This window comes from Streptococcus sp. FSL W8-0197, assembly GCF_037963785.1.
GTDB classification, from domain to species: domain Bacteria; phylum Bacillota; class Bacilli; order Lactobacillales; family Streptococcaceae; genus Streptococcus; species Streptococcus oralis_CQ.
In genome coordinates this window covers 1,130,052-1,155,261 of the sequence record NZ_CP150168.1, presented here as the reverse complement: position 1 = coordinate 1,155,261, position 25,210 = coordinate 1,130,052, and the positions used below count along the sequence as shown (strand labels likewise).

At 39.8% G+C, this 25,210-nt stretch carries 26 protein-coding genes; 19 read left to right on the top strand and 7 right to left on the bottom strand.

Annotated features, from left to right (window positions below; genetic code table 11):
* Positions 1–12 precede the first annotated feature (12 nt).
* The 6 genes from atpF to NYE79_RS05840 all read left to right on the top strand — a co-directional run bounded on the left by atpF (position 13) and on the right by NYE79_RS05840 (position 5,485).
* On the top strand, positions 13–507 hold the full coding sequence (gene atpF, locus NYE79_RS05865) for a F0F1 ATP synthase subunit B (protein WP_000366311.1): 495 nt from the start codon (positions 13–15) through the stop codon (positions 505–507).
* Entirely contained in the window at positions 507–1,043 is a 537-nt protein-coding gene (locus tag NYE79_RS05860; RefSeq protein ID WP_000359021.1) for a F0F1 ATP synthase subunit delta, read from the top strand. Before atpF ends, NYE79_RS05860 begins: the two co-directional genes overlap by 1 nt.
* 14 nt (positions 1,044–1,057) lie before the next feature.
* Positions 1,058–2,563, top strand: coding sequence for a F0F1 ATP synthase subunit alpha (gene atpA, locus NYE79_RS05855; protein ID WP_000996615.1), 1,506 nt, complete (start codon positions 1,058–1,060; stop codon positions 2,561–2,563).
* Positions 2,564–2,578: 15 nt separating this feature from the next.
* Positions 2,579–3,457, top strand: coding sequence for a F0F1 ATP synthase subunit gamma (locus NYE79_RS05850; protein WP_000301234.1), 879 nt, complete (start codon positions 2,579–2,581; stop codon positions 3,455–3,457).
* A gap of 191 nt (positions 3,458–3,648) precedes the next feature.
* Positions 3,649–5,055: a F0F1 ATP synthase subunit beta gene (gene atpD / locus NYE79_RS05845; RefSeq protein ID WP_000094372.1), complete on the top strand. Its 1,407-nt coding sequence runs from the start codon at positions 3,649–3,651 to the stop codon at positions 5,053–5,055.
* A gap of 10 nt (positions 5,056–5,065) precedes the next feature.
* A complete protein-coding gene (locus tag NYE79_RS05840; RefSeq protein WP_000940836.1) occupies positions 5,066–5,485 on the top strand; it encodes a F0F1 ATP synthase subunit epsilon in 420 nt (139 codons plus the stop codon).
* A 32-nt stretch (positions 5,486–5,517) separates the two neighbouring features.
* Here the strand turns inward: NYE79_RS05840 and NYE79_RS05835 are convergent, their stop codons facing one another.
* The gene (locus tag NYE79_RS05835) at positions 5,518–6,531 is read right to left on the bottom strand and encodes a lactonase family protein (protein WP_000665595.1); all 1,014 of its coding nucleotides are present in this window, start codon (positions 6,529–6,531) and stop codon (positions 5,518–5,520) included.
* 144 nt (positions 6,532–6,675) lie between these two features.
* Here NYE79_RS05835 and NYE79_RS05830 point away from each other — a divergent pair, with 144 nt between their 5' ends.
* The 6 genes from NYE79_RS05830 to NYE79_RS05805 all read left to right on the top strand — a co-directional run bounded on the left by NYE79_RS05830 (position 6,676) and on the right by NYE79_RS05805 (position 13,677).
* Positions 6,676–7,842: an AI-2E family transporter gene (locus tag NYE79_RS05830; RefSeq protein WP_000400296.1), complete on the top strand. Its 1,167-nt coding sequence runs from the start codon at positions 6,676–6,678 to the stop codon at positions 7,840–7,842.
* Complete coding sequence (locus NYE79_RS05825; RefSeq protein ID WP_044020860.1) at positions 7,832–9,061, top strand: tetratricopeptide repeat protein; 1,230 nt, start codon at positions 7,832–7,834, stop codon at positions 9,059–9,061. Before NYE79_RS05830 ends, NYE79_RS05825 begins: the two co-directional genes overlap by 11 nt.
* Positions 9,062–9,352: 291 nt before the next feature.
* On the top strand, positions 9,353–11,152 hold the full coding sequence (locus NYE79_RS05820; RefSeq protein WP_000723553.1) for an FctA domain-containing protein: 1,800 nt from the start codon (positions 9,353–9,355) through the stop codon (positions 11,150–11,152).
* Positions 11,153–11,540: 388 nt separating this feature from the next.
* Positions 11,541–12,182 carry an amino acid ABC transporter permease gene (locus NYE79_RS05815; RefSeq protein ID WP_000121156.1) on the top strand — a complete coding sequence of 214 codons (642 nt, stop codon included), beginning with the start codon at positions 11,541–11,543 and terminating at the stop codon, positions 12,180–12,182.
* 10 nt (positions 12,183–12,192) lie between these two features.
* Positions 12,193–12,822 carry an amino acid ABC transporter ATP-binding protein gene (locus NYE79_RS05810; protein WP_049501498.1) on the top strand — a complete coding sequence of 210 codons (630 nt, stop codon included), beginning with the start codon at positions 12,193–12,195 and terminating at the stop codon, positions 12,820–12,822.
* A gap of 15 nt (positions 12,823–12,837) precedes the next feature.
* On the top strand, positions 12,838–13,677 hold the full coding sequence (locus NYE79_RS05805) for an amino acid ABC transporter substrate-binding protein (protein WP_000823413.1): 840 nt from the start codon (positions 12,838–12,840) through the stop codon (positions 13,675–13,677).
* A 227-nt stretch (positions 13,678–13,904) separates the two neighbouring features.
* Here NYE79_RS05805 and lysS read toward each other — a convergent pair whose 3' ends face one another.
* The 5 genes from lysS to NYE79_RS05780 all read right to left on the bottom strand — a co-directional run bounded on the left by lysS (position 13,905) and on the right by NYE79_RS05780 (position 18,388).
* A complete protein-coding gene (lysS, locus tag NYE79_RS05800) occupies positions 13,905–15,395 on the bottom strand; it encodes a lysine--tRNA ligase (RefSeq protein ID WP_000102443.1) in 1,491 nt (496 codons plus the stop codon).
* A gap of 138 nt (positions 15,396–15,533) precedes the next feature.
* On the bottom strand, positions 15,534–16,157 hold the full coding sequence (locus NYE79_RS05795) for a histidine phosphatase family protein (protein WP_216728402.1): 624 nt from the start codon (positions 16,155–16,157) through the stop codon (positions 15,534–15,536).
* Positions 16,157–16,639, bottom strand: coding sequence for an aminoacyl-tRNA deacylase (locus NYE79_RS05790; RefSeq protein ID WP_216728401.1), 483 nt, complete (start codon positions 16,637–16,639; stop codon positions 16,157–16,159). The genes NYE79_RS05795 and NYE79_RS05790 overlap by 1 nt, the downstream gene beginning before the upstream one ends.
* On the bottom strand, positions 16,639–17,481 hold the full coding sequence (locus NYE79_RS05785) for a DUF368 domain-containing protein (protein ID WP_049478025.1): 843 nt from the start codon (positions 17,479–17,481) through the stop codon (positions 16,639–16,641). The genes NYE79_RS05790 and NYE79_RS05785 overlap by 1 nt, the downstream gene beginning before the upstream one ends.
* A gap of 106 nt (positions 17,482–17,587) precedes the next feature.
* Positions 17,588–18,388 (bottom strand): glycoside hydrolase family 25 protein, encoded by an 801-nt coding sequence (locus NYE79_RS05780; RefSeq protein WP_216728400.1) that lies wholly within the window; start codon positions 18,386–18,388, stop codon positions 17,588–17,590.
* Positions 18,389–18,543: 155 nt separating this feature from the next.
* Between NYE79_RS05780 and glmU the strand changes: the two genes are divergently transcribed.
* The 7 genes from glmU (at position 18,544) to NYE79_RS05745 (ending at position 24,527) form a co-directional block, all read left to right on the top strand.
* Positions 18,544–19,923, top strand: coding sequence for a bifunctional UDP-N-acetylglucosamine diphosphorylase/glucosamine-1-phosphate N-acetyltransferase GlmU (gene glmU / locus NYE79_RS05775; protein WP_339293611.1), 1,380 nt, complete (start codon positions 18,544–18,546; stop codon positions 19,921–19,923).
* Between the two features lie 9 nt (positions 19,924–19,932).
* Positions 19,933–20,478, top strand: a complete 546-nt coding sequence (locus tag NYE79_RS05770) for an NUDIX hydrolase (RefSeq protein ID WP_268717052.1) — start codon at positions 19,933–19,935, stop codon at positions 20,476–20,478.
* 11 nt (positions 20,479–20,489) lie between these two features.
* Positions 20,490–20,801 carry a cell wall synthase accessory phosphoprotein MacP gene (gene macP / locus NYE79_RS05765; RefSeq protein WP_000517872.1) on the top strand — a complete coding sequence of 104 codons (312 nt, stop codon included), beginning with the start codon at positions 20,490–20,492 and terminating at the stop codon, positions 20,799–20,801.
* A 15-nt stretch (positions 20,802–20,816) separates the two neighbouring features.
* On the top strand, positions 20,817–21,509 hold the full coding sequence (locus NYE79_RS05760; RefSeq protein ID WP_339293610.1) for a 5'-methylthioadenosine/adenosylhomocysteine nucleosidase: 693 nt from the start codon (positions 20,817–20,819) through the stop codon (positions 21,507–21,509).
* A 76-nt stretch (positions 21,510–21,585) separates the two neighbouring features.
* The gene (gene rocS / locus NYE79_RS05755) at positions 21,586–22,080 is read left to right on the top strand and encodes a chromosome segregation protein RocS (protein WP_000021252.1); all 495 of its coding nucleotides are present in this window, start codon (positions 21,586–21,588) and stop codon (positions 22,078–22,080) included.
* A gap of 81 nt (positions 22,081–22,161) precedes the next feature.
* The gene (locus tag NYE79_RS05750; RefSeq protein ID WP_339293609.1) at positions 22,162–22,755 is read left to right on the top strand and encodes a 3'-5' exonuclease; all 594 of its coding nucleotides are present in this window, start codon (positions 22,162–22,164) and stop codon (positions 22,753–22,755) included.
* Between the two features lie 8 nt (positions 22,756–22,763).
* Positions 22,764–24,527 carry a glycerophosphodiester phosphodiesterase gene (locus tag NYE79_RS05745; protein ID WP_316717349.1) on the top strand — a complete coding sequence of 588 codons (1,764 nt, stop codon included), beginning with the start codon at positions 22,764–22,766 and terminating at the stop codon, positions 24,525–24,527.
* A gap of 37 nt (positions 24,528–24,564) precedes the next feature.
* Here NYE79_RS05745 and NYE79_RS05740 read toward each other — a convergent pair whose 3' ends face one another.
* Positions 24,565–24,864, bottom strand: coding sequence for a YbaB/EbfC family nucleoid-associated protein (locus tag NYE79_RS05740; protein WP_000981516.1), 300 nt, complete (start codon positions 24,862–24,864; stop codon positions 24,565–24,567).
* Between the last annotated feature and the right edge of the window lie 346 nt (positions 24,865–25,210).

Sequence of the window (25,210 nt, the reverse complement as noted above, 5' to 3'; positions counted from 1 at the left end):
GAGGATTAGAAGATGGATTTAACTATTAGTACCATTATTGGTGACTTTATTCTTATCGCTGGTTCCTTCCTTTTATTAATTTTTTTAGTGAAAAAATATGCCTGGGGAAATCTTACCAATATTTTAGATGAACGTGCTGAAAAAATTTCTTCAGATATTGACGGAGCAGAAGCTGCCCGTAAGAAGGCCGAAGAACTCGCTAGCAAACGTGAAGCTGAGTTGGCAGGTAGCCGTTCGGAAGCTAAGACAATTATCGAGAATGCAAAGGAAACAGCTGAGAAAAGTAGAGCTGACATCTTGGCTGAGGCGAAACTGGAAGCAGGACGCTTGAAAGAAAAAGCTAACCAAGAAATTGCTCAAAATAAAGCGGAAGCTTTACAAAGCGTTAAGGGTGAGGTAGCAGATTTGACGATTAGTCTCGCTGGTAAAATCATCTCACAAAACCTTGACGGACAAGCCCATAAAGAACTCATTGATCAGTACATCGATCAGCTAGGAGAAGCTTAATGGACAAAAAGACAGTAAAGGTAATTGAAAAATACAGCATGCCTTTTGTCCAATTGGTGATTGAAAAGGGAGAAGAAGACCGTATCTTTTCTGACTTAGCTCAAATCAAGCAAGTCGCAGAAGAAACAGACTTGCCTTCTTTTTTAGGTCAAGTGGCAGTAGGTGAGTCGGATAAGGAAAAAACCGTTCGTTTCTTCCAAGACTCAGTGTCACCATTAATGCAAAACTTTTTTCAGGTGCTGCTATACAATCACAGAGCAAATTTATTTTATGAAGTAATTGTAGATTGTTTGAGTCGACTTGAAAAAGAAACGAATCGATTTGAAGTAACGATTGCCTCCGCTCATCCATTAACAGATGACCAGAAGGCGCGATTGCTTCCTTTGATTGAGAAAAAAATGTCTCTGAAAGTTCGGACTATCAAAGAACAAATCGATGAAAGTCTCATTGGTGGTTTTGTCATTTTTGCCAATCACAAGACAATTGATGTGAGTATTAAACAGCAACTTCGTGTTGTTAAAGAAAATTTGAAATAGAAAGTGGTGTTCTTTTGGCAATTAACGCACAAGAAATCAGCGCTTTAATTAAGCAACAAATTGAAAATTTCAAACCCATTTTTGATGTGACTGAAACTGGTGTTGTAACCTATATCGGGGACGGTATTGCGCGTGCCCACGGCCTTGAAAATGCCATGAGTGGAGAGCTCTTGATTTTTGAAAACGGCTCTTATGGTATGGCGCAAAACTTGGAATCAACAGACGTTGGGATCATCATTCTCGGTGACTTCACGGATATCCGTGAAGGAGACACTATCCGTCGCACGGGTAAAATCATGGAAGTTCCTGTCGGTGATAACTTGATTGGACGTGTTGTGGATCCACTTGGTCGTCCCGTTGATGGTCTCGGAGAAATCCATACTGACAAGACTCGTCCAGTAGAAGCACCAGCTCCTGGTGTTATGGAGCGTAAGTCTGTATCAGAACCATTGCAAACAGGTTTGAAAGCTATTGACGCCCTTGTACCGATTGGTCGTGGTCAGCGTGAGCTGATCATTGGTGACCGTCAGACAGGGAAAACAACCATTGCAATCGATACCATCTTGAACCAAAAAGGGCAAGATATGATATGTATCTATGTAGCGATTGGACAAAAAGAATCAACAGTTCGTACACAAGTAGAAACACTTCGTCAGTACGGTGCCTTGGATTACACAATCGTTGTGACAGCCTCAGCTTCACAACCTTCTCCATTACTCTTCCTTGCTCCATATGCAGGGGTCGCTATGGCAGAAGAATTCATGTACCAAGGCAAGCATGTTTTGATCGTTTATGATGACCTATCTAAACAAGCGGTAGCTTATCGTGAACTTTCTCTCTTGCTCCGTCGTCCACCAGGTCGTGAGGCCTTCCCAGGGGATGTCTTCTACCTTCACAGCCGTTTGCTTGAGCGCTCAGCCAAAGTTTCTGACGAGCTTGGTGGTGGATCAATCACAGCCCTACCATTTATTGAGACGCAAGCAGGAGATATCTCTGCCTATATCGCAACCAACGTGATTTCTATCACTGACGGACAAATCTTCCTTGGAGATGGACTCTTTAACGCAGGTATTCGCCCAGCTATTGATGCGGGTTCATCTGTATCTCGTGTAGGTGGTTCTGCTCAGATTAAAGCCATGAAGAAGGTTGCTGGTACTCTTCGTATCGACCTTGCTTCATACCGTGAGTTAGAAGCCTTCACTAAGTTCGGTTCGGACTTGGATGCGGCTACTCAAGCTAAGTTGAATCGTGGTCGTCGTACGGTAGAAGTATTGAAACAACCTGTTCACAAGCCTTTGCCTGTTGAGAAACAAGTGACGATCCTGTATGCTTTGACACACGGATTCTTGGATACAGTTCCTGTAAATGACATTGTTCGTTTTGAGGAAGAGTTCCATGCCTTCTTTGATGCACAACATCCAGAGATTTTGGAAACCATTCGTGAAACAAAAGACTTGCCAGAAGAAGCAGTCTTGGATGCTGCGATTACAGAGTTTCTCAATCAATCCAGCTTCCAATAAGAATAGAGGTGTCAGATGGCAGTATCTCTAAATGATATTAAAACAAAAATCGCCTCAACAAAAAATACTAGTCAAATCACTAATGCCATGCAAATGGTATCGGCTGCCAAGTTAGGTCGCTCTGAAGAAGCAGCACGCAATTTTCAAGTTTATGCTCAGAAGGTTCGTAAGCTTTTGACGGATATTCTACATGGTAACGGATCTGGTGGCTCTACCAATCCAATGCTCATTAGTCGTCCAGTTAAGAAAACAGGCTATATCGTTATTACTTCAGACCGTGGCTTGGTTGGAGGTTATAATGCTTCCATCCTTAAAGCTGTGATGGAGCTGAAAGAAGAATATCATCCAAATGGTGATGACTTTGAAGTTATCTGTATTGGTGGTATGGGGGCTGATTTCTTTAAGGCTCGTGGCATTCAACCAATCTATGAATTGCGGGGCTTGGCCGACCAACCAAGTTTTGATGAAGTTCGTAAAATTATTTCAAAAACGATTGAGATGTACCAAAATGAACTCTTTGATGAACTTTATGTTTGCTATAATCACCACGTCAATACGCTTACCAGCCAAATGCGTGTGGAGCAAATGCTTCCGATTGTTGACCTCGATCCAAATGAAGCAGATGAGGAGTATAGCTTAACCTTTGAGTTGGAAACGAGCCGTGATGAGATTCTAGAGCAATTGTTGCCACAGTATGCTGAAAGTATGATTTACGGGGCTATTATCGATGCCAAGACAGCTGAAAATGCTGCAGGTATGACAGCCATGCAAACGGCGACCGATAATGCCAAAAAGGTCATCAATGATTTGACAATCCAGTATAACCGTGCTAGACAGGCGGCGATTACACAAGAAATTACAGAAATCGTAGCGGGGGCTAGTGCCTTAGAATAAGGCTTTGCCTCCCTCGTATTAAAATGAACTTATACTCAATGAAAATCAAAGAGCAAACTAGGAAGCTAGCCGCAGGCTGTACTTGAGTACGGCAAGGCGACGCTGACGTGGTTTGAATTTGATTTTCGAAGAGTATTAGGACCTAGTTGAACTAGGAACCGACAGTATCTTATATAGAATAGGAGAAGGAGATGAGTTCAGGTAAAATTGCTCAGGTTATCGGACCCGTTGTAGACGTCTTGTTTGCAGCAGGGGAAACACTTCCTGAGATTAATAATGCACTTGTCGTCTACAAAAATGACGAAAGAAAAACAAAAATCGTCCTTGAAGTAGCCTTGGAGTTGGGTGATGGTATGGTCCGTACGATCGCCATGGAATCAACAGATGGTTTGACTCGTGGAATGGAAGTTTTGGACACAGGACGTCCAATCTCCGTGCCAGTAGGTAAAGAAACTTTGGGACGTGTCTTTAACGTTTTGGGGGATACGATTGACTTGGATGCTCCTTTCGCTGAAGACGCTGAGCGTCAGCCAATTCATAAGAAAGCTCCAACTTTTGATGAATTGTCTACCTCTTCTGAAATTCTTGAAACTGGGATTAAGGTTATCGACCTTCTTGCCCCATACCTTAAAGGGGGGAAAGTCGGACTCTTCGGTGGTGCCGGAGTTGGTAAAACCGTATTGATCCAAGAATTGATTCACAATATTGCCCAAGAACACGGTGGGATTTCCGTATTTACTGGTGTTGGGGAACGTACCCGTGAGGGGAACGACCTCTACTGGGAAATGAAAGAATCAGGCGTTATCGAGAAAACAGCCATGGTATTTGGTCAGATGAATGAACCACCAGGAGCACGTATGCGTGTTGCCCTTACTGGTTTGACCATCGCCGAATACTTCCGTGATGTAGAAGGCCAAGATGTGCTTCTCTTTATCGACAATATTTTCCGTTTCACTCAGGCTGGTTCAGAAGTATCTGCCCTTTTGGGTCGGATGCCTTCAGCCGTTGGTTACCAACCAACACTTGCAACGGAGATGGGTCAATTGCAAGAGCGTATCACGTCAACTAAGAAGGGTTCTGTAACCTCAATCCAGGCTATCTATGTGCCAGCGGATGACTACACTGACCCTGCGCCAGCAACAGCTTTCGCTCACTTGGATTCAACAACAAACTTGGAACGTAAGTTGGTACAGTTGGGTATCTACCCGGCCGTTGACCCTCTAGCTTCAAGCTCTCGTGCCTTGGCACCTGAGATTGTTGGTGAGGAGCACTATGCAGTTGCTGCTGAGGTTAAACGTGTCCTTCAACGTTACCATGAATTGCAAGATATCATTGCTATCCTTGGTATGGATGAACTTTCTGATGAAGAAAAAACCTTGGTTGCACGTGCCCGTCGTATCCAGTTCTTCTTGTCTCAAAACTTTAACGTTGCAGAACAATTTACTGGTCAACCTGGTTCTTATGTACCAGTAGCGGAAACAGTTCGTGGCTTTAAGGAAATTCTTGAAGGAAAACATGACCAGCTACCAGAAGATGCCTTCCGTGGTGTCGGTTCAATCGAAGACGTCATTGCTAAGGCAGAGAAAATGGGATTTTAAGAGGTGATCTATGGCTCATTTAACTGTCCAGATCGTGACACCAGATGGCCTCGTCTATGATCACCATGCCAGCTTTGTATCGGTACGAACTCTGGATGGTGAGATGGGGATCTTGCCACGACATGAAAATATGATTGCGGTTTTAGCGGTTGATGAAGTGAAGGTAAAACGTATCGATGATGATACTCATGTGAACTGGATTGCAGTGAACGGAGGAATTATCGAGATTGCCAATGACATCATTACTATTGTAGCAGACTCAGCAGAACGTGCTCGTGATATCGATATCAGTCGTGCTGAACGTGCAAAACTTCGCGCTGAACGAGAAATCGAAGAAGCCCATGACAAGCATTTGATTGACCAAGAGCGTCGTGCAAAAATCGCATTGCAACGTGCTATCAACCGTATCAATGTCGGAAATAGACTATAAAAAAATGAACTTGAAACTCAAGTTCATTTTTTTTAATGTGGGAAGTTGATGCAGACTGCTTCAGGGACATGAAAGTCGTTAGAAAGTTCTGCAAGACGACCACTTTTAGGATTGCGTTTAAAGACGGTTGCGTTATCAGAATCTTGATGAACAGCAATGAGAAACTCTTGATCAGGAGTTAGGTCGAAATCACGTGGATTTTTACCATGACTTGGTACAATCTCTAATAATTCCAAGCTACCATCAGCGAGGATTGTATAGACTGCAATGGAATCATGACCTCGGTTAGATGCATAGAGGTATTTGCCATCTTTTGAAAGACGAATGGCAGCAGTAGCATTGAAGCCTTCGTATCCATCTGGTAAGGTTGAAATGACTTGCATGCGTTCAAATTCACCGACCCCATCATAAATCAAGACCTCGATAGTGCTATTAAGTTCGCAGATGAGATAGGCAATCTTATAGTGGTGGTGGAAAACGATGTGGCGAGCACCTGCTCCAGCTTGGCCGTGATAAGTGTGGAGCTTACTTAGTTTTCCTTCTGGACTAACATCGTAGGTCGTTACTTCATCTGTACCTAGATCACAGGTGACGAGATACTGGTCAGGTGTTAGATCTGTAAAGTGTACATGTGGAGAAGTTTGGTTTTCATGAGGGCCTTGTCCTCTATGCTGATCTAGATCCGTTTGGATGAGGCTACCATCCGTTTGGCGCTTATAAACTAGAACTTGGCCTTTGTGGTAGTTAGCTCCGTATACGAGACCACGTTTTTCATCCACTGCCACATAGCAATGGGGAGCGCCTTCTTCAACCACATGATTTAGCAAAGCGCCATCTGTCTTGTATGCAGCGATTCCACCTAAGCCATCCTGGCTTCCTACGGTGTATATGTGTTGCTGTTGGTCAAAGGCAAGGTAGGTCGGACTTGGTTCAGCAGCAAAGAGTTCAAGATCTGCAAGCTGGCCTGTTTCTGTATCAAAATCTGCCTTGTAAATCCCTTTAGATAAGCGACGAGTGTAAGTTCCAAAATAAACAGTTTCTTTCATGTCCATACCTCTTAATAATGATAAGTTCATTATACCACAAAATGGCAGTCATGAAGCATCAGATTCATCCATGTAAGCACTTTAAAAAAGAGTTATTTTAGTCTAAAAATGGTATAATGAGAGAATGACAGAAAGGATGTATTTATGGAACATAAAGAGAAACATTTTAGCCTATCTTGGTTTTTTAAGTGGTTTTTAGATAATAAAGCCATCACTGTATTTTTAGTAACTTTGTTACTGGGGCTAAACATTTTTATTCTAAGTAAGATTAGTTTTATTTTTTTACCAGTTTTGGATTTTCTAGGAGTTGTCATGTTGCCAGTTATTTTATCTGGTTTACTTTATTACCTCCTCAATCCGATTGTGGACTGGATGGAGAAGCACAAGATCAATCGTGTCCTTGCCATTAGTATTGTTTTTGTTGTTATTGGACTCTTTATCATTTGGGGGCTGGCAGTCGCAATTCCTAATCTGCAACGTCAAGTCTTAAATTTTGCGAAGAATGTGCCGACATACCTGGAAGATGCTGATAAGGTGATCAATGACCTTGTAACCAAACGCTTGCCAGATGATTTTAGACCACAGTTGGAGCAGGTTCTTTCCAATGTTTCTAGTGAGGCGACCATGTGGGCCAGCAAAATCTCTTCTCAAGCTGTTAACTGGGTTAGCGCCTTTATCAGTAGCGTTTCCCAGGTCATTGTTGCGGTTATTATCGTACCCTTCATGCTCTTTTATCTTTTGAGAGATGGGAAAGGCTTGCGAGATTACCTGACTAAATTCATCCCAAACAAGTTAAAAGAACCTGTCGGACAAGTTTTGTCAGATGTTAATAAACAGTTGTCAAACTATGTTAGAGGGCAGGTTACAGTTGCTATTATCGTGGCAATTATGTTTATTATCTTCTTTAAGATTATTGGTCTCAGATATGCTGTGACTCTGGGGATCACGGCTGGTATCCTCAATCTAGTACCTTACCTGGGTAGTTTTCTTGCCATGTTGCCTGCTTTGGTTTTGGGCTTGATAGCAGGACCTGTGATGCTTTTGAAAGTGATTATTGTCTTTATTGTTGAACAAACGATTGAAGGTCGCTTCGTTTCTCCGCTTATTTTAGGTAGTCAGCTAAACATCCATCCAATCAATGTCCTATTTGTTCTCCTAACTTCAGGTTCTATGTTTGGTATTTGGGGAGTCTTGCTGGGAATTCCTGTCTATGCTTCTGCCAAGGTCGTTATCTCAGCTATCTTTAACTGGTATAAAAAAGTCAGCGGTTTGTATGAAGAAGAAGGGGAGGAAATCAAGAGTGAACAATAGTCAACACATGCTCCAGGCTTTGGATGAACAGGATTTAATCAAAGCGGATCAGTATTTTCACAAAGCCCTCGAAACAGATTCAAGTGAAGTTCTTTACGAACTAGCAAGCTATCTAGAGGGAATTGGCTTTTATCCTCAAGCAAAAGAAATTTACCAAAAAATCGTTACAGAATTTCCAGAAGTGAATCTGAATTTAGCAAGTATTGCTAGTGAGGATGGCAATGTTGAGGAAGCCTTTGCTCACCTTGAGGAAATCACACCCGAAAGTGACTGGTACGTGTCGGCTTTGGCCTTGAAGGCTGACCTCTATCAGTTGGAAGGATTGACAGATGTAGCGCGTGAAAAGTTACTGGAAGCCCTAAACTACTCAGACGATCCCTTATTAGTTTTTGGTTTGGCTGAGTTGGATAGTGAGTTAGGAAATTATCAGGAAGCTATTCAGGGTTATGCTCAATTAGACAATCGCTCCATCTATGAGCAAACGGGTGTCTCAACCTATCAACGAATTGGCTACGCTTATGCCCAGTTAGGCAAGTTTGAAGCTGCAACTGAATTCTTAGAAAAAGCTTTAGAATTAGAATACGATGACCAAACTGCCTTTGAACTGGCTAGTCTTTACTTTGACCAAGAAGAGTATCAAAAATCTGTTCTTTACTTTAAGCAGATTGATACCATTTCACCTGACTTTGAAGGATATGAATATGGTTATAGTCAAGCTTTGCATAAGGAACATCAGGTGGAAGAGGCCCTTCGTATCGCTAAACAAGGTTTGGAGAAAAATCCATTTGAAACTCGGCTCTTACTGGCTGCTTCTCAGTTTTCGTATGAATTGCATGATCCTAGTAGTGCAGAGCAATTTCTCCTTACTGCCAAAGAAGATGCAGAGGATACAGAAGAAATTTTCCTTCGCCTTGCAACCATTTATATGGAACAAGAGCGGTACGAAGATATCATTGCTCTCCAAAGTCAAGAACCTGAAAACCTCCTGACCAAGTGGATGATTGCCCGTTCTTATCAGGAAATTGAGGATTTAGATAAGGCCTATGAGCTCTATCAGGAACTATCGCTTGATCTCAAGGATAATCCTGAATTTCTGGAGCAGTATACTTATCTCCTACGTGAATTGGGGTATTTTGAAGAAGCCAAAGTGCAAGCTGAAGCTTATTTAAAACTCGTTCCAGATGATGTTCAGATGCAAGAACTATTAGAGACACTTTAAGGATTTCTATTTTTTGTAAAATTTTATTAACAGAAACGAATGACTTTAAATGAATGATTTGAAAGACCTCAGAGGTCTTTTCTTTTTTACTAATATAATATAAATGTTAGAATTTCTTATAGCCAATTTAGATGAAGTTTTGAACGATGAAAGCCTGCTACACCCTATAAAATAAGAGTTTAAAGGTATGATTTGAACATCGAACTACTATGAAATACTTGACAAATTTATATAAGAATATATAATAATAAATAAGGGAATCTATCCCCAAAAATAAAGGAGGCAAATGTTGTGAAAAAGATTAATAAAAAACTTTCTCATGCATTCATGGCGCTATTGTTAGTAGCTTCAGTATTTATCCCAGTACTAAGAACTAGCAATGTGGTTAAAGCTGCTGAACTACCATCTAGTAGCTATACGCTAACGACAGTACCGACAATTAACAATAATAAGTTAGTTGACGGTGCAGAGTATGGTGAAGGGAAATTTTACCTTCAAACCACCTACAAATTCGACAACTCAACAACGTTGAAGAATGGTGACTTTATGGTTTATAAAGTTCCAAATGAATTCAAAATTGAAACAGATTCAACTACTGAAATCTTTGGTAACGATGGAGTCACTAAAGTTGCTGAGTTAACGACAAATAAGTCTGTAAATACAGCGACTGTAACGGTAACTAACGAAGATTATTTTGCTAACTTACCTGAAGAGAAACAAATTTCGGCCTTATTTACTGTTGTATGGGCTGATAATGTTGAACTCAATAAATCATATCCAATCGACATTCCTGGAGCAGGAGTATACAATTTGACTCGTATTGTTCCAGATGAGGATCCAACAGGATTTACTAAATGGGGAGTTCAAGATACGAACGATCCAAATTATATTAATTGGTATATTCGCGTAAACAAATATGCTAATCCTTATGAAGGCGTTTCGATTCAAGATACAATCCCTGAAGGGCAAGTATTAGCTAGTGAGATTACAGGTTACTACTTTACTGAATGGGGTAAGGATGAACATCATCCTCTTTTGAATCCAAGTCACATTGTTGTTCAAGATTCTAATCGCTTCACTATTACTCCAAATGGTAATGGTGATCTAATCAACCAAGGTTTGTATGTAGTTTATAAGACTCGTATCACAGCTCCAGTTGATAATACAACAAAGAAAGCTTTCAATAACGTTAAAATTACGACTTCGACTGAAAACTTTGATGTAGAAGGTTTTGCACCATTAACCACAACTGAAGGTATTAGTTCAGGTTCACGTTCTACAGAAGTTTCATTTGAGGTTTCTAAGCAGTTAAAAGGAAAAGACTTAGCTGCTGAAGAATTTAGCTTCCAACTACTTGATCCAAACGGATCAGTTGTGGAAACTGTTAAGAATGATAAAGATGGCAAAGTGAAATTTAAAGCCGTTAAATTCTCTACAGTGGGTACTTATAAGTATCAGATCAAAGAAGTTAATGATCAAAAACCAGGTTTTGCTTACGATGATAAGACTATTAACGCAGAAGTTACTGTAACAGATGTTTATGGTGAGAAGTTTGCAAGTGTTAAATATGACAATAAAGTTTTTGTAAATTCGTATTCTGCTAAATCTGCAACAACTTCAATTACTGCTAAAAAAGTCCTAAATGGTAAAACTCTTGAGGCAGATAAATATGAATTTGAATTGAAAGAAGGCGACAAACTTGTAGCTACAGCTAAGAATGCTGCAGACGGAACAGTTGCTTTCCCAGCGATTGAATACACTGCTGCAGGAATTCACACATACACGATCACTGAAAAAGCTGGTAATGAAACTGGTGTAACTTATGATAAAAATGCTTATACAGTAACAGTAAAAGTTGTAGACAATGGTCAAGGTCAACTTGTAGCAACAGTTACAGGTAATAATCCAACCATCATAAATACTTATGTTGCTGAGACTCCGGGTTCTTCAGATAACAAACCTAAACAACCAGAAGAAAATAAAGAACTACCAAATACTGGTACATCTGAAATGACTATCTTGCTTACTGTTGTAGGAGTAGTACTTGCATTTGGTTCCATTCTCTTATTCCGTTTCAAAAAAGTTAAATAATCTAGTTGAAAAATTTTGATGCCCTTGCTATGGCATCATCAAAGAGCCACTTGTATGGATAGTAGAAATGATACTATTCTTATAAAGTGGTTCTTTTTTATATCTCTAGAGGTATGAAGTGAATGAGAGTAAATAGAGTTCTATATCATTGAAATCTTTATAGATATTTGATAAAAATATTTTGATTATTGTTCTCTCAGAATTAGAAGTTAAACCTATATTCTCGTCTAGAATCCTTATAATTCTTCGAATTCTGTAAGATGATATTTCGCTCTGATTTCTTAGATAAAGGTGTATAGTTCAATAATTATAGAATTTTTTTACAAAAACCCTTGCTAAATTGTTTATTTATGCTATAATAGGAACAATAATTTTTAGGAGGTGCAGTATGTCTTATATGTTTGAGATATTACCAAGTTTATTGAACGGTGCAAGTATGACTCTTCAAGTCTTTGCTCTGGTCTTGATCTTTTCAATTCCTTTAGGTATTGTCGTTGCCTTTGCTTTACAAGTCCGCTGGAAACCCCTCCATTATCTGATTGACCTTTATATTTGGGTGATGCGAGGGACTCCCTTGCTCTTGCAATTAATCTTTATTTACTATGTTCTCCCTAGCATTGGGATACGTTTAGATCGTTTGCCTGCTGCTGTGATCGCTTTTGTATTGAACTATGCAGCCTACTTTGCTGAAATCTTTCGTGGTGGGATTGAAACCATTCCTAAAGGTCAATATGAGGCTGCTAAGGTTTTGAAGTTTAGTCCTTTTGACACAGTGCGCTATATTATTTTGCCTCAGGTTACAAAGATTGTCTTACCGAGCGTCTTTAATGAAATCATGAGTTTAGTCAAGGATACTTCATTGGTTTATGCCCTTGGGATTTCAGATTTGATTTTGGCAAGTCGGACAGCAGCCAATCGAGATGCTAGTCTTGTTCCTATGTTCTTAGCCGGAGCGATTTATTTGATTATGATTGGTCTTGTAACCATTGTAGCGAAAAAACTTGAGAAGAAGTACAGTTATTACAGATAGGAGGATTGCTATGTTAGAATTACAAAATATCAACAAGGCCTTTGGTGGCAAACAAATCTTAACCAACTTCAGCCTATCTATTCCTGAAAAGCAAATCCTTGCAATCGTAGGTCCATCAGGAGGCGGAAAGACAACCCTATTACGTATGTTAGCTGGATTGGAAACCATCGATTCGGGGGAAATCTACTATAACGGCGAATCGCTAGCTATAGACGAACTAGAAAAGCGCAATCTTCTGGGATTTGTTTTCCAAGATTTTCAACTCTTTCCGCATTTGTCAGTTCTAGATAACTTAACTCTGTCGCCCATAAAAACGATGAGCATGGAGAAGGAAGTTGCTGAGAAGAGGGCGCGTGGTTTGTTAGAACAGCTTGGGTTAGCTGGACATGCAGATGCCTTTCCATTCTCACTTTCAGGTGGGCAAAAACAACGGGTGGCCTTAGCACGCGCCATGATGATAAACCCAGAAATTATTGGATATGATGAGCCTACATCAGCCTTAGACCCAGAATTGCGATTAGAAGTAGAAAAACTTATCCTTCAAAATAAAGAGCGTGGGATGACCCAGATTGTTGTGACCCACGATCTTCAGTTTGCGGAAAACATTGCTGATCAGATCCTTAAGGTTGATCCAAAGTAGGACTAGGAGGTGCCTATGAAGAGAAAGAAAATTGCCCTTGTACTTGCTCTGTTCTTTAGCTTCTTCCTGACGGCTTGTACTCAGAAGGCAAGTGATCCAAATCAGGATAATTGGGCCAAATATCAAAAACAGGGAAGCATTACCATTGGCTTTGACAATACCTTTGTTCCCATGGGATTTGAGGAAAAGAATGGCCAGTATGCAGGCTTTGATATTGACCTGGCCCAAGCTGTTTCTGAAAAGCTAGGAATTCAGATTAAATTTCAACCCATCGACTGGGATATGAAAGAAACCGAGCTACAAAATGGTACCATTGATGCCATCTGGAATGGCTATACAGCTACAGATGAACGGAAAGAGAAGGTTGCTTTTACCATTCCTTACATGGAAAATCAACAAGTTTTGGTCTCTAAAAAGTCTCAAAATATCCACTCAATTCAGGATATGACTGACAAAGTTTTAGGGGCCCAGGCAGGATCTTCTGGCTATTTGAATTTTGAAGGACAACCCGAACTACTCAAGAATCAAGTGAAAGATCAGAAGGCCAATCAATACCAAAGTTTCAATGAAGCCTTGATTGATTTGAAAAATGATCGGATTGATGCCCTTGTGATTGACCGGGTATATGCCAATTATTATCTCCAGTCTGAAGGAATATTAAATGACTACAATGTCTTTTCAGCTGGATTTGAAAGTGAAGCATTTGCAGTGGGTGTTAGACCTGCTGATAAAACTTTGCTAGCTGCTCTGAATCAGGCTTTTATATCACTATACCAAGAAGGAAAATTCCAGGAAATCAGCCAGAAATGGTTTGGGGAAGATGTAGCCACCAGTCAAGTTAAAAATCAAGAATAAGAAAAGAGATTGAGTTTTTTCTCAGTCTCTTTTTGCATCGAAAAATCCTCTGGAAAGTACCAGAGGATAAGGGTTTATACTCAATGAAAATCAAAGAGCAAACTAGGAAGTTAGCCGCAGGCTGCTCAAAACACTGTTTTGAGGTTGTAGATAAGATTGACAAAGTCAGGAACATATATCTACGGCAAGGCAACGCTGACGTGGTTTGAAGAGATTTTCGAAGAGTATTATTTCATTGTTGGGAAGAGCAATACGTCACGGATAGTAGTTGTATCAGTGAGGAGCATGCAGAGACGGTCGATACCGATACCCAAACCACCTGTTGGTGGCATACCGTATTCAAGAGCTTCAATGTAGTCGTAATCGATACCTGTTGCTTCATCGTCACCAAGTTCTTTAGCTTTGGCTTGGGCTTCAAAGCGACTAAGTTGGTCGATTGGGTCGTTCAACTCGGTAAAGGCATTACCGTATTCCTTGGTCATAATGAAGAGCTCAAAACGGTCAGTAAAGCGGTTGTCTTCAGGATTTTTCTTAGCGAGTGGAGACACAGCTACTGGATGACCATAGACAAAGGTTGGTTGAATCAAGGTTTCTTCAACAAATTCTTCAAAGAAGGCATTGATGATGTGACCAACTTCAGTGTAATGTTTCTCAACTGGAACTTTCTTCTCAGCAGCGATAGCTTTAGCTTCCTCGAAAGTCATGTCTTGCCAGAAGTCTACACCAGTAATTTCTTTGATAGCATCTACCATGTGAACACGTTTAAATGGTTCATTGATTTTGATTTCAGTTCCTTGGTAGTTAACAGGACCATCACCTTTAACTGATTTAGCAGCGTGTTGGATAATACCTTCCGTCAAGTCCATGATATCTTGGAAGTCCGCATAAGCTTGGTAAACTTCGATAGAAGTGAATTCAGGGTTATGAGTGGCGTCCATTCCTTCGTTACGGAAGATACGGCCAATTTCATAGACACGTTCCATACCACCAACGATAAGGCGTTTCAAGTGAAGCTCAGTCGCGATACGAAGCACCATGTCAATGTTTTGGGCATTGTGGTGAGTGATAAATGGACGAGCAGCAGCACCACCGGCTTCATTATGAAGAACAGGTGTTTCCACTTCAAGGAATCCTTTTTGGTCTAGATAACGACGGATTTCAGAGATGATTTTTGAACGAGTGACAAAACGTTCAAAGCTTTCACGGTTAGAAATCAAGTCAAGGTAACGTTTACGGTAAATTGTTTCAACGTCAGTCAAACCGTGGAATTTCTCAGGAAGCGGGCGAAGTGCTTTAGACAAGTGTGTGATGTGAGTTGCCTTGATAGAAAGTTCTCCCATATCTGTACGCATGACTTCACCTTCGACACCAAGGAAGTCACCGAGGTCAGCCTTTTTGAAGATTTCGTAGTTTTCTTCACCAACTTCATCTTTACGAACGTAGATCTGGATTTGACCTTCGCGGTCTTGAAGATGGGCAAAGCCAACTTTTCCTTTTCCACGTTTGGTTACTAAGCGTCCAGCGATAGTAGCAGTTTCATTTAATTCATGTAATTGTTCTTTATCAAGTTCTGCAAATTTGTCTTTTAGTTCTTGAGAGTTAGCAGTACGTTCAAAACGTTTTCCGAAGGGATCGATTCCTTGTTCACGGAGCGCAGCCATTTTTTCACGGCGAACGATCTGCTGGTCATTTAGTTCTTCCATATGTTCTGTAGACATGGGTTCCTCCTAATTTTACTCAAAATTTGATACGATGAGTCATTTTTTGCGATACTCCCATTTTATCATAAATAGCAGAGAAATTCACGGATATTCTTTGAAAACTAAAAAGAACTTGACTATTAAGATCAAGTTCCATTATTTTTCTTGATAGGAAGTGTCATTCCATCTTTCCAGAGTGAAGGTTTCAAAATTCTCGGTCTCTAAAACTGTCAGACTAGCATTGGCCAAGCCTCCTTCTTTGCGGAGGTGAGCTTCTTTATAGCCTAAGAGAGTGCGTAGGCTAGCAGTGAGATTTGCCCCATGCCCGACAATCAAAATTCTTTCAGCCGAACTTTCTTTCAGAGATTTGATAAACTGAATGGTTCGCTGAGTCGTAGAGTAAAGGGACTCAGCTTCAAACATCTTCGTATCAAACTGAGCCAGATTAGAGCGAAAGGCCTTGATTTGTTGTGGGTAGATGGCATTAAGCGTAGCGATTTTTAATCCCTCTAGTTTGCCAAGTTGCCATTCACGTAGGTTAGGAATGCTCTTCAAAGGACAAGGGGACTGGAGTTGACTTTGGATAATCTCAGCAGACTTAACTGCTCTGGGTAAATCACTAGAATAAATCGTATCAAAATGAATTTTCTTGAGATGTTGACCCAGTTGTTTTAGGATGTCAATGGACTCTGAAAGAAGGGGAGAGTCGCCGCTAGCACCTTGAAAACGTCCTTCAAGATTCCAGACAGTCCGACCATGACGGACAAAGTAGAGTTTCATCAGTTGTTTTTCTCCAAGATATCAGCGAAGTCCGCTTTTACAAAGCTGGCTAAGTCTTGAGGTCGTATGATGATACTGTGCCCGACTTCTCCAGCAGAGACAATCATTTTGTCTAAATCCAAAGCAGTCTGATCAATAAAAATGGGATAATTGTGTTTTTGGCGAATGCCGACGGGGTTATTAGCCCCATGAATATAGCCTGTCGTTTTTTCTAGGTCTTTTTGTGGAATCATGCTGACTTTTTTATTACCAGAAACCTTTGCTAGTTTTTTCTCAGCGAGGTGTTCTGTTATGGGAACGATTCCGATGATTGGCCCTGTTTTGTCCCCTAATAGAGCCAAGGTTTTAAAGATATGAGTTCGATCATATTCCGAAGGAAGTTCACCCTCAAGCGCATTGATCTGAATACCAGAATGGTCAATACCCGCCTTGGTCAAGATTTGCTCGACCAAGGTTTTTTTAATCTTGACTTTTTTTGCCATTATTTATACTTATCCTCCAATTGACTCATCCAGATACCAAGCCAAATGCCAAGTGCAAAGAAGAAGGCGATGAGAACATAACTCACAATAGAAAGTCCAGTGTATTGGATACTTTCAGCATTTCCAGCATTTGGAATCAAAATTAAGAGGGTACTTGAAAGAACAATTCCAATGATAAAGTGATAAACACGGGAGTGGTAGTTGTTTAAGGCATGGTCCATTAATTTTGAAAAGATAATAAGAGTTGCTCCTGCACCAATCCCAATAGGAAGGAAAGTTCCGAATAAATCAAAGGTCTTAAAACCAGTTAGCATTGGAGCGTACAGCCCTAAAATCAAGAGTAGATTTGACGGACTTAAACCAGGCACCAAGACACCTAGAGCTAAAAGAGCACCCGCTAAGATGAAACTAGCGAAACTAGCACTGAGAGAACCAACAACAAAGTTTAGCGCGTAGAGCCCTAGGCCTGAAAGGATAAAGGTGGTCCAGAACCAGACTAGGTCGATCTTGTCACGATCAGATTCTCGAGTAGATTCTTTAAGGAGGCTAGGAACTGTACCGATGATGGCTCCCGCAAAGCTCCACAAAACATAGACTTGATAATTTTCTAGCAGATACTCGATTGGATAAGAAAACAAACCAATGCCTAGCAACATCCCGATTGCTACTGGGATAAAGTATAGGACATTCGCTTTAAAATCCTTAAAAGGATGAGCCAGAAAGCTAATCATTCGCTCGTAGATTCCCAAAATAGCTGCCAGAACACCACCAGAAATTCCTGGTAAGATAAATCCTAAGGCGATGACTATTCCCTTAATAACTCTTGCAATCCATGAAAACATCATAAAATCCTCAATTTCATAAAATTCTTTCTCTATTCTATCAATTATAACACAGACGAGAAGAAAATGAAAAAACAAGTGAAAAAGAGAGCAATTTTCACTTGTCTTATGGTCTTAAAAATAGTTTTCTGAAGGTTTCTTCTTTTTCCTTCAAGGTAGAAATGAGATTAATATCTAAATGATGCTCAAATCCAGCAATTCTTCCTTTTGAAGTATACTGATGGAGGTCATAGTCTAAATCAGTATTAGGCGTGGTTTCAAAGTAACCTGAATCCGTTCCATAAGATGGAATCCAAACAGCAGAGAACTTGTCTGTATTGATACTATGCTCTTGCATGAAATAAACACCGATGTAAATTCCGATATTTTTAGCACCTAAAGATTCCAGTTTGGCACGAAACGCTTCGACCCCTTCGTTCATATCAGACATTGTTTTTTCTTCAACATCAAGCCAGTAGTAACTAGGGTTGTAAGGAGAAGCAGCGTTGTAGAAAACCTCAGCAGCTTTTTCCATTTCTTCCTTGCTGGGGCTAGCTAGATAGGCATAGACTCCAACTGGGACATTACGCTTTTGAAATTCTGTAATATGACTTTTATAGGCTTTATCAATACCATTGGCATAAGCCGCATCATTTTTTTCAGTATGTTGAGCCCCATTGTGGACGCGAACAATAACACCTGAAATATTTTGAGACAAGGTATCGTAGTTGATTTCCTCAGGTCTTTGCCAGCCAGAGACGTCAATAATAGGTTTGTCAAGATTATGCAAGGCCTGATTTTCAACCTGGACTGCATTGGGTTTTGACTTGACAGGATGGTCTTCATAAGTTGGTCTATTGAGGATCAAAATAGCTATAAATATAGTAAATAAAGTAAAAATAATAGCTGGATGAATCTTTTTTCTCATATTTAAATAGTTTAACGTAAATAGATAAAAAAATCAAAGAAAACATCGGAAAAAGTGAATATATGAGCGTCTTTTCCCTATTTCTCTGTTTGTTTACTCCTAAGAAACTAAATTATGGTATAATATAAGGGAATTTCTAGAGAAAAGAGAAGATTATGTCAAATTATGCCATTATTTTAGCAGCGGGTAAAGGTACTCGCATGAAATCAGATCTTCCAAAGGTACTTCACAAAGTAGCTGGAATTTCGATGTTGGAACATGTTTTTCGTAGTGTTGGTGCTATTCAACCTGAAAAAACAGTTACTGTAGTTGGTCACAAGGCTGAGCTAGTTGAGCAAGTATTAGCTGGTCAGACAGACTTTGTTACCCAAACAGAACAACTAGGAACTGGGCATGCTGTCATGATGGCAGAGCCTATTCTCCAAAATCGTACTGGCCATACCTTGGTTATCGCTGGGGATACGCCTCTGATTACGGGTGAAAGCTTGAAAAATCTCTTAGATTTCCATATCAATCACAAAAATGTGGCGACTATTTTAACAGCTGAAGCGGCAAATCCTTTTGGATACGGTCGAATTGTCCGTAACGATAATGCAGAAGTTCTTCGTATTGTTGAGCAAAAAGATGCCTCAGACTTTGAAAAACAAATCAAGGAAATCAATACAGGAACTTACGTTTTTGATAACCAACGTCTTTTTGAAGCCCTTAAAAATATCAACACCAACAACGCTCAAGGAGAGTACTATATTACCGATGTGATTGGTATTTTCCGTGAGGCTGGTGAGAAGGTTGGTGCCTATACTCTGAAAGACTTTGATGAAAGTCTTGGGGTAAATGACCGTGTAGCTCTTGCGACTGCAGAAGCAGTGATGCGACGCCGTATCAATCAAAAGCACATGGTTAACGGCGTCAGCTTTGTCAATCCAGAAGCAACCTACATCGACATTGATGTTGAGATTGCTCCTGAGGTCCAAATCGAAGCTAATGTTACCTTAAAAGGTCAAACGAAGATTGGGGCAGAGACTATTTTAACAAATGGAACTTATATTGTGGATAGTAATATTGGAGCTGGGGCTGTGATTACGAATTCCATGATAGAGGAAAGTACAGTTTCAGATGGCGTGACTGTAGGTCCTTATGCCCATATCCGACCAGGTTCAAGCCTAGCTTCTCAGGTTCATATTGGAAACTTCGTAGAAGTCAAAGGTTCTTCAATCGGTGAAAATACCAAGGCAGGTCATTTAACCTATATCGGAAACAGTGAAGTAGGCAGCCATGTTAACTTTGGTGCTGGTACGATTACAGTAAACTATGACGGTAAAAACAAATATAAGACCGTGATTGGCAACAATGTCTTTGTTGGTTCAAATTCAACCATCATCGCTCCTGTAGAACTTGGAGATAATTCTCTGGTTGGAGCTGGTTCAACCATTACCAAGAATGTACCTGCGGATGCTATCGCAGTTGGACGTGGACGACAAGTTAACAAGGATGAGTACGCAAGGCGCTTGCCTCATCATCCTAAGAACCAGTAGGAGTCGATTATGGAATTTGAAGAAAAAACGCTTAGTCGAAAAGAAATCTATCAAGGCCCTATCTTTAAACTGGTGCAAGATCAGGTAGAACTGCCAGAAGGCAAAGGTACTGCCCAACGTGATTTAATTTTTCACAATGGAGCTGTTTGTGTACTAGCTGTGACAGCTGAAGACAAAATCGTTCTCGTTAAGCAATACCGAAAAGCTATCGAGGCGGTTTCTTATGAGATTCCTGCTGGTAAACTTGAACTTGGTGAAAATGCTGATCCAATGGCAGCGGCCCTTCGTGAATTGGAAGAAGAAGTTGCATACACTGGTAAGTTAGAACTGTTGTACGATTTCTATTCTGCGATCGGATTTTGTAATGAAAAACTAAAACTCTACCTCGCTAGTGATTTGGTCAAGGTGGAAAATCCTCGCCCACAAGATGATGATGAAACCTTGGAAGTCCTAGAAGTAAGTCTAGAGGAAGCCAAGAACCTGATCCAGTCAGGTCATATCTGTGATGCCAAGACCATTATGGCGATTCAGTACTGGGAACTACAAAAGAAATAGAGGAGAAACCCATGGGAAAACCTTTATTAACAGACGAAATGATTGAACGTGCCAATCGTGGTGAGAAAATCTCAGGACCACCTCTTCAAGATGATGAGGAAACAAAAATCCTACCAACGTCTTCACAACATTTTGGTTATTCACGTTCTAGAGACCACGGTTTTAGTCAAGATACCTTAACAATCGAAGTAGAGCCAACGATTCATAAGAGTCGCCGCATTGAGAACACTAAGAGAAATGTTTTTAATTCGAAACTCAATCGTATCTTGTTTGCAGTCATCCTACTTTTGATTTTGTTAATTTTAGCGATGAAACTCTTGTAATTGAAAGGACTTGAAATGAAAATTGGAATCATTGCTGCCATGCCAGAAGAACTCCTATATTTGACTCAGAATTTGGACAAACCTAAAGAAGTCCAAGTCCTTGGAAATACTTACTACACTGGCTCTGTTGGCAATACAGAAGTCGTTCTAGTTCAGAGTGGGATTGGAAAGGTCATGTCGGCTATGAGTGTAGCTATTCTAGCTGACCATTTTCAGGTAGAAGCTATTATCAATACAGGATCAGCAGGTGCTCTTGCCGAAGGGATTGCTGTTGGAGATGTAGTGATTGCGGATAAGTTGGCTTACCATGATGTGGATGTGACTGCTTTTGGCTATGCTTATGGCCAAATGGCGCAACAACCTCTTTACTTTGAATCAGATAAGGAATTTATCGCTAGGATTAAAGAAAACTTATCTCAGTTAGAACTGACCTGGCACCTAGGCTTGATTGCTACAGGAGACAGTTTTATAGCTGGAGATGATAAGATTGCTAGTATCAAATCCCACTTCCCTGATGTTTTAGCAGTTGAAATGGAAGGGGCTGCTATTGCACAAGCGGCTCAGTCTCTTAATTTACCGTTCCTAGTCATTCGTGCTATGAGTGACAATGCCAATCATGAAGCCTCTATCTCTTTTGATGAGTTTATTATCGAAGCTGGACGTCGTTCTGCCCAAGTCTTACTAGCCTTTTTAAAGGCCTTGGATTAAGCGGAAATTTGACAGTTTATCTAGCTTATGATAAGATTTAAATAAAGAAAAGCTAGAAAACGTTTCAGAGGATATTATGAGTATTGAAATGACCGTCAGTGAGATTGCAGAGGTCTTAGGACTATCTCGTCAAGCAATCAACAATCGTGTCAAAGAACTTCCAGAAGAGGACACGAAAAAAAATGACAAAGGTGTAACTGTAGTTACTCGAAGTGGCTTGATCAAGCTAGAGGAAATCTACAAAAAAACGATTTTTGAAGATGAACCAGTCAGTGATGATGTCAAACAACGTGAACTGATGGAAATCTTGGTCGATGAGAAAAACGCTGAAATTCTTCGCCTGTACGAGCAGCTTAAGGCAAAAGACCGCCAGTTATCAGAAAAAGATGAACAGATGCGTATCAAAGACCGACAGATTGCTGAAAAGGACAAACAGTTGGACCAACAGCAACAGTTAACTCTTCAAGCGATGAAGGATCAAGAAACCTTGAAACTCGAGTTGGACCAAGCAAAAGAAGAAGTCCAAGCAACCAAAAAAGGCTTTTTTGCTCGCCTTTTTGGAGGAAAATAAAGAAGCTGTTTGGGTTACTCACTAACCTAATGGCTTCTTTTATTATTTATAGTTTATTTTGAGTAGTAATTGAGGTAAATAATGGAAAAATTAAGAGATTATATCGCCTTTGATTTGGAATTCAATAAACACGAGGGGGTTACCCATTTAATTCAAGTATCAGCAGTCCGCTTTCAAGATGGACAAGAATGTGCTACTTTTGATTCTTATGTTCATACTACAGCCCCATTGAAGAGTTTTATCAATGGTTTGACTGGGATCACAGCTGAAACCTTGAAAGATGCGCCAAAAGTAGAACAAGTTTTAAAGGACTTTCAAGCATTTGTTGGCGATTTACCTATCGTTGGTTACAATGCAGCTAAGAGTGATTTGCCTATTCTCTTGGAGCATGGTATTGATTATCGTGACCAGTATAAGGTTGATCTATATGAGGAGGCTTTTGAACGCCGTAGTTCTGATTTACACGGCATAGCCAATCTTAAATTGCAAACTGTTGCAAATTTTTTAGGCTTTCACGGGAAGTCTCATAACAGTTTAGAGGATGCCCGCATGACGGCGCGTGTTTACGAAGCTTTTTTGGAATCAGATGAAGGAAAGCTATTAATAGAAGACCAGAGCAGTTTTTCTATGAATAATCCTTTTGGTGGCTTAGATTTATCCCAATTTTTAGACTAGGAGTGCTTATGAAACCTGAAAAACCTAAAAAGCTAGGTTTTAGGAAGATATACTATAACCTAGATAAGATTTTATTTCTATTTTTCTTGATTTTCATGATGGTAGAGTTTGTTTGGTTACCATTGAATTCATGGATAGCTGGCATACTTCTAAGACAAACAGGTTACTTGTTTATCTCCTACAATAACTTTTGGGCGATTATACAAGGCTCGCCTTTTGTCAGTTTAGCCTTTCTCATTTTAATAGCAATCAATCTTTTAGTGGCTTATTTTCAAATCTGTCTTTTGTTCATCGGGGCGCGTCACCTTCTCTACCATGAAAAGAGAACCCTGATTGAATATAGTCGAAAAGTCTTTCACCAGAGCTTTCTATTTGTCAAACGATTGAGCTTTTGTAAGATGGCCTTTGTCTTCTTTTATGTAGCTCTACTTTTTCCTTTTATTAGGAAAATTTTAAAAATCTACTATCTCAATAAAATTATTATCCCCGATTTTATCGTTACATATCTAGAAGATAAGAACTGGCTGGTAGGGCTGTTGATCATAGCATCCGCTTGGATCTTTCTCTACATTTCTGTTCGTTTCATGTTTGCTCTTCCTAAGATTCTCTTTGAAAGAAAGACAGTAAGAGAAAGTGTGAAATATAGTCTCCAAAAGACGAAGAAAAACGTCCTTTTCTTCTCTTGGCATCTCCTACTCATTATCATTAAAACCTATCTCTTCTTCTTTGTCTTGTTAATTCCCTTGCTCTTTGCTCAGGCTGTAATGGATAATTTTACTCAAAAAGAATCCTTGATTCTTGGTGTGATTAATTTTATCTTGATTAAAAACCTCCATTACATGACCCTGACTTATTTCCTAGTGAAGTTTGTTTCCTTCCTGACGGGAGAAGAGTTGGAGATCATGCCAAGGAGAAAGAAAGACCATCTGATGAGATGGGGAGTCATGGGGTGTGCAAGTATCTTTTTTGCTTTAGAAGGTTATATCTATCTGGAGTCTCCGGATACCAATACACCTTTAGTGATTTCACACAGAGGAGTAAGTAATAAAAATGGTGTTCAAAATACGGTACAGTCTTTAGAAAAGACAGCCCAACTAAAACCAGACCTCGTCGAGATGGATGTGCAAGAAACGAAAGACGGTCAGTTCGTGATGATGCACGACGCTAACCTTAAATCGCTAGCAAGAATTAATGCTACACCGCAAGACTTAACTCTGGATGAATTAACAAATACAGATATTTACGAGAATGGCTATCAAACAAAGATTTCAAGTTTTGATGATTATTTAGAACGCGCAAATGCTTTAAACCAAAAATTGCTGATTGAGATTAAAACCAGTAAAAAAGATAGTCCACAAATGATGGACCATTTTCTCGAAAAGTATGGAGCGACTATCAAGAAATATGGCCACCAGATGCAGTCACTAGACTATCATGTGATTGATAAGGTCTTGGCTTATGATTCTGAAATTCCAGTATACTTCATTCTGCCATATAATAGTGTGTTTCCGAGAACCAAGGCGACTGGCTATACCATGGAGTATTCAACTTTGGATGAATACTTTGTCAATAAACTTTGGACAACAGATCAGAAACTATATGTTTGGACTGTGAATAGTTCTGAGTCCTTTGATAAGGCAGTCAGACTTGGAGCAGATGGCATGATAACGGATGATCTTGAAATGGTCCAGTCACAAGTCACAATGGCTCAAGATGATCCGGAATACACGGAATTACTCTTAAAGAAAGCAATGGAATTCTTTGATTTCTAAGAAAAAAAGAGAAACAGATGTTTCTCTTTTTTGTGGATTAGAAAGGCAATTTTCCAGCGAAAGCACCTAGTTTCTTCTTAGTAGTTTCATCAATTTGTTCAAGAGCAGCGTTAATCGCTTGAACAGTCATGTCAGAAAGGGTTTCGAGATCTTCTGGATCTACAACTGCTGGGTTGAAGTCAATGCTGACAACTTTTTTGTCTCCAGTCAGAGTTGCTTGGACAAGGTCCTGAGCTGATTTTCCAACAAATTCCATGGCAGCGAGTTCTGCTTGACTTTGTTCCATTTGTTTTTGAAGTTTTTGTGCTTGGCGCATCATGTTTTGCATGTTCATCATGGCGGTTTACAGTTTCCTTTTTTCTATTATTTTTCTTTTTATTTTATCAATTTTAGGGGCAAAAGTCTATTATTTGTTTAATTCATGAGATATATAACCTTTTATAATGAGTCTCTCAAACAACTTTTAAGAAATTTACTATGCACACCTAGTATTCTTTGCTAAACAAATAATTTCATTTAAGCTTTCTTTAAGATTTCTATTATATTCTAAAGGACTCTATATTAACCGAACGTTGAGAGGAAAATATAGAGGATAACCTAATTTTATTTCTTAATTTGTTATGGTCTTTCCAGATTTAGTAAGACATTGTTCACTTTTTACGATAAATAGTGTGTTAGTTCAA